Source organism: Luteibacter yeojuensis (genome assembly GCF_000964085.1).
Lineage (GTDB): Bacteria > Pseudomonadota > Gammaproteobacteria > Xanthomonadales > Rhodanobacteraceae > Luteibacter > Luteibacter yeojuensis_A.
In genome coordinates, this window is sequence record NZ_JZRB01000014.1 from 174628 (window position 1) to 186746 (window position 12119).

Consider the following 12119-nt stretch of genomic DNA (forward strand, 5'->3'; position numbering starts at 1 on the left):
TCAGAGGCGGAACTTCGCCTCCGCCAGCCACGTACGGGACGGGTAGGGGTAATACACGTAGTAGCGGCGGTTGGTGAGGTTGTCGACGCCGGCGCTGAGTTCCACGTGGGCATTGACCGCCCACGACAGCTTCGCATCGAACGTAAGGAAGTCGCTCGCGCCGCCAAACGTATCGGGGTTGATATCGCTGTGGTCGAGCGTGTTGTACTGGCGGCCCGAGTAGCGGCCCGCCAGTGTCAGCGCCAGCGCGTCGCTGGCGTGCAGCGTGGCCACCACGTTCGCCCGCCAGCGGGGGATGCGATAGAACTGCTTGCCTTCCGAGGCCGGGTTGCGATGGTTCCGCACGGTGGTGGCCTGCGTGTAGGCGGCATTGGCGGAGAGATCGAGCCACGGCACGAACACCCCGGCACCGTCGTAGCTTGCCTCCGCGCCGCGCGTGCGGACGAGGTCGACGTTCTGCACGTTGGTCACATTGGGGAACACCGTGGTATCGGTCTGGCTGAACAAGGTATCGCGCGTGTCGCTTCGGAACAGGCTGAAGCGGGCCACGCCATGGGGGCCGTACCATTCCGCCGAGAGCTCGCGCGAGAGGTCGTTTTCCGGCTTCAGGTTCGGGTCGTTGTTGACCAGGCTGATGCCGTTGAACGTGCCCTGGAAAAGCTCGTTCACGGTGGGGAAGCGATACGCGCGCGCACCGGAAAGCCTCAGCGTCAGCGCGTCGGTGGCCATGTAGGCGAGCGACAGCTTGGGCGAGGTGTGTGTTTCCTTGCGCTCGGGGTAACCGGTGACGGCGGTTGCCGTAGCGCGCGTGCCGTTGAAGGCGCGCCACTGTTCGTAGCGCGCGCCGGCGGTAAGCCGCCAGCGCTCGTCGAGCTGCCACGCATCCTGCAGGTACACGGCCTGTGTCTGCGTGCTGCCCCCGTTCGCCGCGGTGAGCGCGCCCGCGTCGCCGCGCCGCCACTGGGCGAGCGCATACGACGCATTGTCGAGGCGGTAGCCGTCGATGTGGTAGCCGAAGCTCACCGTATGCGTGTTGGGGCCGGCGTTGTCGGGCGTGTAGCTGGCACGCAGGTCGAGCGTGCGCCAGCGGCTGCCGTCACCCGCCGCCAGCATGCCGGGGCCATCGTAGGTCACGGCGCTGGCCGTGCGGTCGCGGTTCTGGTCCATGTCGAAATACGAGGCATCGCCGGCGATGTTCCAGCCGGTGTCGCGGTGCGTGCCCAGCGACAGCCCGTAGAGGTAGTTGCGGCTTTGCCGGGTGCCGGGAGCGAAGTAGTTGGCGGGGAGCGTGTAGCGCCGGCCGTCGATCGTGACCGGGCCCGACCACACCGGGTTGCCCGCGGCATCGCGCAGGAAGGTCTCGGTACGGTGCGACATGTCCTGCTTCCAGTAGCCCACGGTGGCGGCGCCGGTGAGGTCGGGCGTGACGTCATACGTGAGGCGGACATGGGCTTCGTCCTGGCTTGTCGCCTCCTGGCCTTCCGAATTGATGCCGAGCACTTCGCGCGGCAGGCCATTGGCGCCCGTGTCGCCGATGGCACCGGTGACGGGGCGCGCCGTGCCCGGCGTGGCCGAGCGGTTCTGCACCGCGTAGACCAGCGGCTGCCCGTTCGATTGCAGGTGCGAGACACCGACGAGGAAGGCGAACTTGCCGCTGCGGTCACCGATGGTCGCGGTCTGCTTGCTGCCACCGTAATCGCGGTCGACGCCGTAGGTGTGCACGTGCTGGGTGAAGGCCTGGACATCGCCGGTGACTTCCAGCGTATCGGGCATGCGCGTGGTCATCACCACGGTGGCGCCGATGCTGTTGCCGGGGTACAGGGCCGAGTAGGCGCCGTAGATGACATCGATGCGCGCCAGGTTATCGGGGAACGCCATGGACCAGCGCGGTGGGTTCGCCCAGTTGTTGCCCAGCAGGTTGGAAAGCAGCAGGCCGTCGAGGTAGACGAGGCCGCGCGCGCTTTGCTGGTTGCTGGTGCCGCGCACCGAGAACGTCGCGTTCTCGTCGCCGGCGAAGCGCTTGCGGATGCCGAACGCGGGCAGGTACTTCAGCGCATCCTCGGTGTTCACGAGGTTGATGCGCCTGAGCTTCGCCGGCGTGATGGTTTCCACGGCGGCGGGCATGTCGGGGTCCACGGGCGTGCCGTGGCTCATGGAGGAAACGCGCACTTCCTGCAGGTTCACAGGCGGCGGCAGGGCGGGGGTGTCGCTGGCGTGCGCGGTGCACGCGCCGGCGCCGAGGGCGCAGGCGATGGCACGCGCAAGCACGCGTCCCTCGTTGGCAAGGAAAGGCATGGCGGCAGGGTCCGTGGTCGGTGGCGTACGGCGGGATCGATGGCGATCAGGCGTGCGCGGCGACCGGCGGACCTCGGGGGCGGGTGTGGAAAAACGCGGGTGGCGCGAAGGCATGTGCCGGGGCCGCGCGGGCACCGCCTTCGATGGCCAGGCGCGGCACCTCGCCCACGTGGACGCCGCCGGCCATGCCGGGGCTGTGGGTGAAGAGCGTGCAGTACCCGCAGGCGGCGTCGCCGTCGTCGTGGCCGGCGTGGCCGCCGTCGTGGTGGTGGGGCGTGGCCGCCGGTTCGCACCAGGCGCCCAGGTCGGGGAAGGTGAAGGCGCTGACGCGCGATACCGTGGGGGCGAACGCGGTGAGCCAGACAGCGACGAGCGCCATCCATCCCAACCAACGCTGGCTAGCCGCTCCACGACGCACCTGGCGCCCCCTTCATGGCAAAACCCCGGACCCGGGTCCAGACATAGTGTCACGGACGGCGATGAAAGGAATGCGACACGGTGTCGCCCCCGCGCGCGCCCGGCCTGGACCAGGGTTGTTATAGTCCGCCGCATGCCACCGCACGAAGGGGACCCCCATGCGCTTTCGCCCGCTTGTCGCATTGCTGCTCCTGGCCGGCACGGGGGGCGCACAGGCCGCCGACCTCGTGGTTTCCGCCGCCGCCAGCCTTACCGATGCCTTCCAGGCGGTGGGCAAGGCGTACGAGGCGAAGCACCCCGGCACCCATGTCGTGCTGAATTTCGCCGCGTCGGATGTCCTGCTGCGCCAGATCGCCAGCGGCGCGCCGGCCGACGTCTTCGCCTCCGCCGATGAAACCGCGATGGACAAGGCCGTGGCAGCCAAAGCCATCGACCCCGCCACGCGGCAGGATTTCGCGGCCAACCGCCTCGTGCTCATCGTGCCCCACGACAGCACGGCCGCCATCAACGGCCCGGCCGACCTCAAGGCCGCCACGGTGAAGCGCGTGGCCTACGGCGACCCGGCATCCGTGCCGGTCGGCCGCTACACCAGGGCCGCGCTGGAGCAGCAAGGCCTGTGGGATGCCGTCGAGGCGAAGGGCGTGCTTGCCCAGAACGTGCGGCAAAGCCTCGACTACGTGGCCCGCGGCGAAGTGGATGCCGGCTTCGTCTTCGCCACGGATGCCACGATCATGAAGGACAAGGTGCGGGTGGCCGCCACGGTGCCGACACCGAAGCCGATCACGTACCCCATCGCCGTCGTCGCCGGTTCGAAGCAGCCGAAGGATGCGGCCGCGTTCCAGGCCTTCGTCCAGTCGGCCGAGGGCCGCGGCATCCTCGCCGGGTTCGGCTTCGAGGCGCCCTGAGCCACGCGTGGCGTCGCTCTGGGTTCCGCTGGCGTTGACCCTTAAGGTCGCCCTGTGGGCGACCGCCATCAACCTCGTGCTCGGCGTGGCGGTGGCGTTCGCGCTGTCACGCTGGCGCTCGCATGCGCGCGAGGTGGTGGATTCCATCCTCACGTTGCCGCTGGTGCTGCCGCCGACCGTGCTGGGTTACTACCTCCTGGTAGTGCTCGGGCGTCGCGGCGTGCTGGGCGGGTGGCTTGATCGCCTCGGCATCGAACTCGTGTTCACGTGGCAAGGTGCCGTCATCGCGTCCACGCTCGTGGCGTTTCCCCTGGTGCAGAAGGCCGCGCGCGCCGCGTTCGAGGCCGTTGACCCACAGCTCGAGGGCGCCGCGCGCGTGCTGGGCCTGCGCGAAGCGGCGGTGTTCTTCCGCGTCTCGTTGCCGCTGGCCGCGCGCGGCATCACCGCGGGCGCCTTGCTTGCCTTCGCCCGTGCCATGGGTGAGTTCGGCGCCACGCTGATGATCGCGGGCAACCTCCCCGGCCGCACCCAGACCCTTTCCGTCGCCATTTACGCGGCCGTGCAGGCGGGCGACGACCATGCGGCCACGGTGATGGTCCTCGTGGTGTCGGCCACCTGTGTCGCCGCGCTTTTGCTGGCGGGCTGGCTGGCGCCGGACCACACGCGGCGGAGCCGGCCGTGAGCATCGATGTCGCCATCCGCCAGTCGCTGCGCGACGACGCGCGGCGTTTCGAGCTTGATATCGCGTTCGAAACGGCAGCGCGCCGCGTCGTCGTGTTCGGGCCGTCCGGCGCGGGCAAGAGCCTCACGCTGCGTGCCATGGCAGGCCTTGGCCGGCCGGACGCGGGCCATGTGCGCGTGGACGGGCACGTGCTTTACGACGCGGCGGCGCACATCGACGTGCCCGCCCGCGACCGTGGCGTGGCGTACGTGTTCCAGGATTACGCGCTGTTCCCGCACCTCACCGTCGCGCAGAACATTGGCTTCGCGCTGCGTGGTGGCTGGCTGAACCCCCGCCGCCGCGAACGCGACCCGCGCGTGGTGCAGATGCTGGCACTGTTTGAACTCGCTGGCGTCGCGGATAGCCACCCTTCGCGCATCTCCGGGGGCCAGCGCCAGCGCGTGGCGCTGGCGCGCGCCCTCGTGGCCGAACCACGCCTGCTGCTGCTGGACGAACCGTTCGCGGCCCTGGACCCCGCGTTGCGTGGGCGCATGCGCATGGAGCTGCTGGCCCTGCAGCAACGGCTCGACCTGCAGCTACTGGTCATCACCCACGACGCCGCCGACGTCGAGGCACTGCAGGGCCACACCGTCGAGATCCGCGACGGCCGCGTCGTGCGCTGAGCGCCCCGCACGGGGGCGGTCGGCTATCATCGGCAACTCCGACCCCACGGCCCCCTGACGTTGAGCGAGCCCCGCCACGCCCCGAAAGCCCGGCCCCTCGTAGCGCGCGCCCTGAAATACGGCGTGACGCTGGCGATCGTCGGCGCAGCCGTGTTCCTGCTGCACCGCTATATCGCGAAGATGTCGTGGCACGACGTGCGCGATGCGCTCACGCGCATCCCGCGCTGGCATGTCATCGGCGCCATCGGCGCCACGCTGGCCAGCTGGGCCAGCCTCACGGCCTACGATGTCTTCGCCGTCGAGACCGTCGTGCCGCGCAAGGTGCCCATGGCGATGAAGATCTTCTCCGGCGCCACCACGCATGCCATCTGCAATGCCCTCGGCTTCCATGCCATCACCGGCACGGCCTTGCGCTACCGCATGCTCTCCACGCAGGGCGTGGGTGCGGCGGACGTGGCGCGCATCGTCGGCCTGGTCGGTTTCGCCGTGGGCATGGGCTTCGCGGCCGTCACGTGCGTGGCGTTGTTGCTCGAGCCCTCGCTGGCCGGTGGCTGGGGGCGCTGGCTCGGCGTGGGGCTCGTCGTGGCGTTCGCGTTGTTGTTGCGCTGGCTGGCGGGCAAGCACGATGAACTGAAGGTGTGGAAGTTCACGACACCCGTGCCGTCCGCGGGTTCCGCCGCGGCGCAGATCGGCATCGGCATCGTCGAGATGCTGGGCGCCATCCTCACCATGTACCTTCTGCTGCCCCCGGAGATCGCGGGCGGCTTCATGACCTTCGCGCCCATCTACGTGGGCGCGATCCTCGCGGGCATCCTCAGCAATACGCCGGGCGGCATCGGCGCGTTCGAGGCACTGATGCTCGCCGCGTTCCCGCAGGAACAGCGGGCCCAGGTGCTCGCCGCGTTGCTCGCCTACCGGGTCATCTACGGCTTCGGCCCCTTCCTGCTGGCGTCGGCCGCGTTGGGCATCTACGAAGTGCGCCACCGGGTGGAGAAGGCCCGATGATGCGCGGCCTCTTCGCCGCGGGCGCCTTGCTGCTGGCGGGCTGCGCCACGGTGCCGCATGCACGCCGCACCGACGTGCTGTTCTGGAACCAGCCCCAGCGCGAGGCCAACTTCCGCGCGATGCAAGCGCAGTACGCCAGCAACAGCGTGCGGCACGGCACGGCCCATCCGCTGCCTGCCGGCGTGCCGCTCACGCCGGCCTTCGACGACGGCACCACGCTCGACGCGTACATGGCCGAACACCATGTCGCCGGCGTCATGGTGCTGCAGGATGGCAAGGTCCGCCTCGAGCGCTACGGCCTGGGCGCCGATCCGAACACGCGCTGGACATCGTTCTCGGTGGCGAAGTCGTTCACGTCGACCCTGGTGGGCGCCGCGCTGCGCGATGGCGCCATCCACTCGCTCGACGACAAGGTCACGCGCTACATCCCCGAACTGGGCGCGGGTGCGTATCGCGATGTCACCGTACGGCAGCTGCTGACGATGACCTCGGGCGTGCGCTGGAACGAGGATTACGCCGATCCACGGTCCGACGTGGCGCAGATGTACGAAGGCCACCGCATCGCGGGCCAGCCGCTGCTGGTCACGTACATGGCGCCGTTGCCGCGCGAGTACGCGCCCGGCGCGACGTGGGTCTACAAGACCGGCGAAACCGATCTCATCGGCATCCTCGTCACCCGCGCCACGGGCAAGTCACTCGCGGCTTACCTGTCGGAGAAGATCTGGCGGCCGTATGGCATGGCGAACGATGCGCTGTGGCTGAAGGACGACGTGGATGGCACCGAAGCCGGCGGCAGTGGCGTATCCGCCACGTTGGGCGACTACGCCCGGCTGGGCCAGTTCCTGCTAGACGGCGGCGTCGCCGCTGGCCACGCCGTCCTGGCGGAAGGCTGGCTTGCCGACGCGACGAAAAAGCATGCGGATATCGGCGTGCCTGGCCGTGGCTATGGCTACCAGTGGTGGACGTGGGATAACGGGGCGTTCGCCGGCATCGGCATCTTCGGCCAGTTGCTGTACGTGGACCCCGCGCGGCGCCTTGTCATCGTCCAGCTGGCGGCATGGCCCGTCGCCACCGACGATGCCCAGGCCAAAGCCCGCGCGGCGTTCGTCCAGGCCATCACCACCGCCGCCGACCACCCGCACCCCCCTGTGGGAGCGCGCCCGCGCGCGATGCGGCCGCTACAATGACCCCACCCTCCCCACACCCAGGCACCCCCATGCCCCTCTCCTGGAACGACCTGACCTGCACGCCCGACAAGGAGGCCATCGACGCGCTCGCGGCCTCCTGGCAGTGGCGCATCGGCGATGCCTTCACCCCGCTGCTGTTCACCGCGCTGGGCGACATGTTCTACGAAGCCGACGAAGGCGGCGTGTTCTGGCTCAACACGGGCACGGGTGAAGTCGAGCGCGTGGCGGATAACGTCGAGGGCTTCAACCAGCAGTTGCGCGAAGAGATCGCCGACGAGTGGTTGCTGCCACCGCTGGTCGAGGCACTGATCGACGCCGGCAAGGTCTGCGGTGAAGGCGAGTGCTACACGTACGTGACGCTACCGGTCTTCGCCGAAGGCGAGTACGTGGTCGAGAACTTCAACCCGGTGCCGGCCCGCGAGCATTTCGAACTCACCGGCTCGGTGCTGCAGCAACTCGACGACCTGCCCGACGGCACGAACGTCAACATCGATATCACGCATTAAGGCCAAGCCGACGCGCGAGTTCTGCGTGTACCTCCTCAGCGGAGTAGTACGCATGGCAGCGTTCTGCGTGGGCCAGGGACTCCAAGCCGCGAGCGATAAAGGCGGATTGGGTCTCGTCGGTATCGATTTGAACGAGTGAGTGATTGCTGGGGTTCATGTGATGACACGCGTGGGCGTGCCATGGTGCCATGCATGCATCGATGATGGGCGGGTTGTGTGCTATCGGCCATCAAGGCATGCAGCCGCCCGAGTTTCCAGAAGCGCTTTCTCACGCTCATTCCGCGTCATGGACGCCGCAAGCAGGAACGCTTCGCGCGCTGCCTCCAGCTCGCCCAGCCGGAACAAAAGGTCGCCCCGCACGCTGGGCAGCAGGTGGTAGTCCTTGAGTGTCGGCTCATCGGCGAGTGCGTCGACGATGGCCAGCGCCGGCGCGGGGCCATCGGCCATCGATACCGCCACGGCGCGGTTGAGCTCCACCACGGGTGATGGCATCACGTCGATCAGCTCGCCGTACAACGATGCGATGCGCTGCCAGTCGGTGTCCTCGCCCCGCGGTGCACGCGCGTGGCACGCCGCGATCGCGGCCTGCAGCGCGTAAGGGCCCTGGGAACCGCCCAGCTTTTCGGCGCGGGCCAGCGCCTTCAGGCCGCGCGTGATCAGCAAGCGATCCCAGCGCGCGCGGTCCTGGTCCATCAGCAGGATCGGCTCGCCGTCGGCACGCGTACGCGCATTGGCGCGCGACGCCTGGATTTCCATGAGCGCGACCAGCCCATGCACTTCTGCCTCGCGCGGCGTCAGCTCCGCCAGCACGCGCCCCAGCCGCAGGGCCTCGTCGCACAACGCCGGCCGCATCCAGTCTTCCCCCGCGGTGGCCGCGTAGCCCTCGTTGAACACGAGGTAGACCACGCGCAGCACCGCCGCGAGGCGATCCTTCAGTTCATCGCCGCGTGGCACCTCGTACACCACGGCCTCGCCGGCCAGCGTCCGCTTCGCGCGCACGATGCGCTGCGCCACCGTGGCTTCGGCCACGAGGAACGCGCGGGCGATCTCGTCGGTGGTGAGGCCGCCGAGCAGGCGCAGGGTGAGCGCCACCTGCGCCTCGACGGTGAGCGCCGGGTGGCAGGCGGTGAAGATGAGCCGCAGCATGTCGTCGCCGATATCGTCGTCGAGCGCGTCGATCAGCTTGTCGTCATGCGATTCGAGCAGGCCCTCCATGTCCTGGCCCAGGGCCTCGAGCTTGCGGCCGGCCATGCGCTCGCGGCGGATGCGGTCCACCGCGCGGTGCTTGGCGGCCTGCGTGAGCCAGGCCCCGGGGTTGCGTGGCACGCCCTCGCGCGGCCATTGCTCCAGCGCCGACACCAGGGCGTCCTGGGCCAGTTCTTCGGCAAGGTCGAGGTCGCGCACCATGCGGGCGATGGTGGCGATGAGGCGGGGCGACTCAATCTTCCAGATCGCATCGATGGCGCGGTGGGCTTGGTCGGTCATGGCGACGGATGACAGCATCCGTCGCCATGGCAGGCAAGCCGCGCTGCGGCATCAGGCCAGCGGGGCGAGCAATTCTTCCATGCTGTACAGCGGGCGGATCTCGAGCCGGGCCTCGTCCCCGTCAGGGAAGGGGTAGGTACGGGCCCAGGCGATGACGTCGTCGATGCTGTCGACGCGGAGCACCCAGAAGCCCGCCACCATTTCCTTGATCTCGGCGAAGGGGCCGTCGAACACCTGCGGGTGGCCCTTGCTGAAACGCACCCGCCGGGCGTGCCGGCTGGATGAGAGCCCATTGCCCGCGATGAGGTAGCCGGCCTCCGCGCCGGCGCGGTTGGCCTCGGCCATGCGCCCGAGGATCTCCGGGCCCGGGTTCCAGTCCGTCTCGCTGCGCGGGTTGGCCTTCAGCATCACCATGAAGCGCGGGCGACGGGAATCGTCCTCGGCGGGGTCGCCGAAGTTGCTGAGCCCGCCGGGGCAGCCGAGGGGCCGCACTTCGATCTCGGCCTGGCCCGCGGCGTCCTCGGCGGGCCACTGCTTCACCCAGGCCACGGCATCGTCCATCGATGCGGCCTCGATGATGCTGAAGCCGGCGACCAGCTCCCTGGCTTCGGCGAACGGGCCGTCGACCACCACGGGCTCCCGGCCCTGGTTGAAGTGGACGCGGTAGCCCTCGCGGCTGGGCTTCAGGCCCTCGCCGGAGATGAACCGGCCCTCCGCGGCCAGGCGGTCGCAGTGTTCCGCCATGGCATCGACCAGCGCCTGGGTGACAGGTCCACCGGCTTCGGTCTCGGCATCCGCCTTGCGGACGATCAGGAAACGCATGCTGTTCTCCCCGGGTTACGGCGCGAGCTTCTCACCGCCATTGACCATCCACGACACGCCGAACTCGTCGTCGAGCATGCCGAAGCCCTTGGCCCAGAAGGTCTCGCCGTAGGGCATGGTGATGGTGGTGGCACGCTCGGACAACGCCTTGAACACTTTCTCGCCCTCTTCGGCGCTCTCGAAACCCAGCGCGATGGAGCAACCCTCGATCTTGCCGCTGTGCTGGAACATCGGCGGGGTATCCGAGCCCATGATGTAGGCGTTACCCGCCTGCAGGCGGATATGCATGATCTTCTCGCCCATGGCGCTCATGTCCACGCTCGTCGAGGGGTCGCCGCAGCCCTCGTTGCCAGCGGCGCCCGGGGGCGGCGGCGGGGCTTCCTTGAAGCGGTTGACCATCAGGATTTTTCCACCGAGCGCCTTCTCGTAGAACTTGAAAGCCTCTTCGCAGTTGTCCTTGAAATGCAGGTAGGGGGTGATCGTCATCGACATGGCGGTGTCCTTTTCATGGCTGGGGTTGGCGCAAAAGCGTTACTGGCGGGCGGCGACGGCGGCGCGCATGCGTTCTTCCTGCGCGCGGGCCTCCGGGGTGAACTCGGCGCCGAAGTCGTCGGCTTCGAAGACCTGGCGGATCTCGATGTAGCACTCGCCGGGGCAGGGGTTGGGGGCGCGCTTCACCCATTCGATGGCCTCGTCGAGGGAGCGCACCTGGAAGAGCCAGAACCCGGCGATCAGCTCGCGGGCCTCGGCGAACGGGCCGTCGATGACATCGCGGCGCTCGCCGTCGAAGCGGACGCGGGCACCCCGGGCGCTGGGTTGCAGGCCTTCCGCCGCCAGCAGCACGCCGGCGCGCACCAGCTCCTCGTTGTAATTGCCCATCGCCGTGATGAGTTCTTCGCTGGGCATGGCGCCCGCCTCGGTGTCGTCCGTCGCACGGACCATGACCAGGAATCGCATCTGCCTACTCCTTGCACGTAGCCAGGGTGATTCCCGGCTTTCATGGGTACGTCGAACGGCGATGGGGTGGATCGACACGGCCGGTGAAAAAAATTCAGCCGGCGGAGTGGCGAGCATGCGGCAAGGGATTCTCACAGGGTGAGCGACGGGCATCGGCCTCGAACACGCAATGGACCCCCCCGGGGGCGAACGTCACCTTCGCCACGCCGCCGGCCTGCGGGGCCAGCACGCGTTCGATGAAGCGGGTGCCGAAGCCGCGGGTCGCCGGCGGCGCCACGGCGGGGCCCCCGGACTCCTGCCATTCCAGGCGCAGGGCATGGCGGTCGGCCACGTAGCTCCAGGCCATGGCCACGCGGCCCGCCGGAACGGACAAGGCCCCGTACTTGATCGCGTTGGTGAGCAGTTCGTGCAGCGCCATCGCGACCGAGACGGCGACCTCGGACTGGAGCATCAGCGGGGGCCCGTCGAAGGTGACCCGGGTGCCGTCGGGGTCGTGCGGGGCCACGGTGGCCTCCACGACGCCGCGCAGGGCCACGTCCTCCCAGGCCCGGGCTACCAGCAGGTCGTGCGCGCCCGCCAGGGCACGCAGGCGGCTTTCGAACAGGGCCAGCGACGTGGCCACCGGGCGTTCGTCGCGGAAGCTCTGGATCGCCATGGCCTGCACCACGGCCAGGGTGTTCTTCACGCGGTGGTTGAGTTCGTTGATCAGCACGCGCTGCGAGCGCTGGGCCATGCGGTGGGCGGTGACATCCACGCAACTGCCCCAGTAGCCCATGAAATGGCCATCGCGGTAGAACGGCGCGCCGTGGTCCATCAGCCAGCAGTATTCGCCGTCGCGGCGGCGGAGCCGGTACTCCATGGCGAACGGCTCGCGGGCGTCGAACGCCCCGGTGTAGGTGGCGAGGCACCCGGGCAGGTCCTCGGGGTGCACGCCATCGGCCCAGCCGCTGCCCACTTCCTCGTCCAGGCGGCGGCCCGTGTAATCGAGCCATGGCTTGTTGAACCAGTCACAGAGCATGTCGGTGCCGGCGCGCCAGATCATCACCGGCGCGAAGTCGGCCAGTTCACGGAATTCGCGGTCCGAGGTGGCAAGGGCCCGCTCGAAAGGACTCGTGGGGTTTGCGCTCATGGCGGGGACGATAGCGCGAATGTGTACGCGGCGTGCATGCCTTTCCGTCATGCCGTGAGGGCGGTCA

The 12119-nt window shown here is 69.0% G+C and carries 13 protein-coding genes; 6 read left to right on the forward strand and 7 right to left on the reverse strand.

Annotated elements, in window-relative coordinates; translation table 11 throughout:
* Both VI08_RS07360 and VI08_RS07365 read right to left on the reverse strand, forming a co-directional pair.
* Positions 1-2295 carry a TonB-dependent receptor gene (locus VI08_RS07360; protein ID WP_157006439.1) on the reverse strand — a complete coding sequence of 765 codons (2295 nt, stop codon included), beginning with the start codon at positions 2293-2295 and terminating at the stop codon, positions 1-3.
* Between the two features lie 46 nt (positions 2296-2341).
* Positions 2342-2674: a DUF2946 family protein gene (locus VI08_RS07365; RefSeq protein ID WP_052697749.1), complete on the reverse strand. Its 333-nt coding sequence runs from the start codon at positions 2672-2674 to the stop codon at positions 2342-2344.
* A 196-nt stretch (positions 2675-2870) separates the two neighbouring features.
* Between VI08_RS07365 and modA the strand changes: the two genes are divergently transcribed.
* The 6 genes from modA (at position 2871) to VI08_RS07395 (ending at position 7659) form a co-directional block, all read left to right on the forward strand.
* Positions 2871-3617, forward strand: coding sequence for a molybdate ABC transporter substrate-binding protein (gene modA / locus VI08_RS07370; RefSeq protein WP_045828893.1), 747 nt, complete (start codon positions 2871-2873; stop codon positions 3615-3617).
* A gap of 7 nt (positions 3618-3624) precedes the next feature.
* Positions 3625-4299, forward strand: a complete 675-nt coding sequence (modB, locus tag VI08_RS07375) for a molybdate ABC transporter permease subunit (RefSeq protein ID WP_045828894.1) — start codon at positions 3625-3627, stop codon at positions 4297-4299.
* A complete protein-coding gene (locus tag VI08_RS07380) occupies positions 4296-4961 on the forward strand; it encodes an ATP-binding cassette domain-containing protein (protein ID WP_045828895.1) in 666 nt (221 codons plus the stop codon). Before modB ends, VI08_RS07380 begins: the two co-directional genes overlap by 4 nt.
* Positions 4962-5084: 123 nt before the next feature.
* A complete protein-coding gene (locus VI08_RS07385) occupies positions 5085-5966 on the forward strand; it encodes a lysylphosphatidylglycerol synthase domain-containing protein (protein WP_052697750.1) in 882 nt (293 codons plus the stop codon).
* Positions 5963-7153: a serine hydrolase domain-containing protein gene (locus VI08_RS07390; RefSeq protein WP_232309488.1), complete on the forward strand. Its 1191-nt coding sequence runs from the start codon at positions 5963-5965 to the stop codon at positions 7151-7153. Before VI08_RS07385 ends, VI08_RS07390 begins: the two co-directional genes overlap by 4 nt.
* A gap of 29 nt (positions 7154-7182) precedes the next feature.
* The gene (locus tag VI08_RS07395) at positions 7183-7659 is read left to right on the forward strand and encodes a T6SS immunity protein Tdi1 domain-containing protein (protein ID WP_045828897.1); all 477 of its coding nucleotides are present in this window, start codon (positions 7183-7185) and stop codon (positions 7657-7659) included.
* Between the two features lie 219 nt (positions 7660-7878).
* Here VI08_RS07395 and VI08_RS07400 read toward each other — a convergent pair whose 3' ends face one another.
* The 5 genes from VI08_RS07400 to VI08_RS07420 form a co-directional block, all read right to left on the reverse strand.
* Positions 7879-9144, reverse strand: coding sequence for an RNA polymerase sigma factor (locus tag VI08_RS07400; protein WP_084621363.1), 1266 nt, complete (start codon positions 9142-9144; stop codon positions 7879-7881).
* A 51-nt stretch (positions 9145-9195) separates the two neighbouring features.
* A complete protein-coding gene (locus tag VI08_RS07405; protein WP_052697751.1) occupies positions 9196-9966 on the reverse strand; it encodes a YciI family protein in 771 nt (256 codons plus the stop codon).
* Between the two features lie 15 nt (positions 9967-9981).
* Positions 9982-10458, reverse strand: coding sequence for a VOC family protein (locus tag VI08_RS07410; protein WP_052697752.1), 477 nt, complete (start codon positions 10456-10458; stop codon positions 9982-9984).
* Positions 10459-10497: 39 nt separating this feature from the next.
* The gene (locus VI08_RS07415) at positions 10498-10923 is read right to left on the reverse strand and encodes a YciI family protein (RefSeq protein ID WP_045828899.1); all 426 of its coding nucleotides are present in this window, start codon (positions 10921-10923) and stop codon (positions 10498-10500) included.
* 94 nt (positions 10924-11017) lie between these two features.
* On the reverse strand, positions 11018-12052 hold the full coding sequence (locus VI08_RS07420) for an HWE histidine kinase domain-containing protein (protein WP_045828900.1): 1035 nt from the start codon (positions 12050-12052) through the stop codon (positions 11018-11020).
* Positions 12053-12119 lie beyond the last annotated feature (67 nt).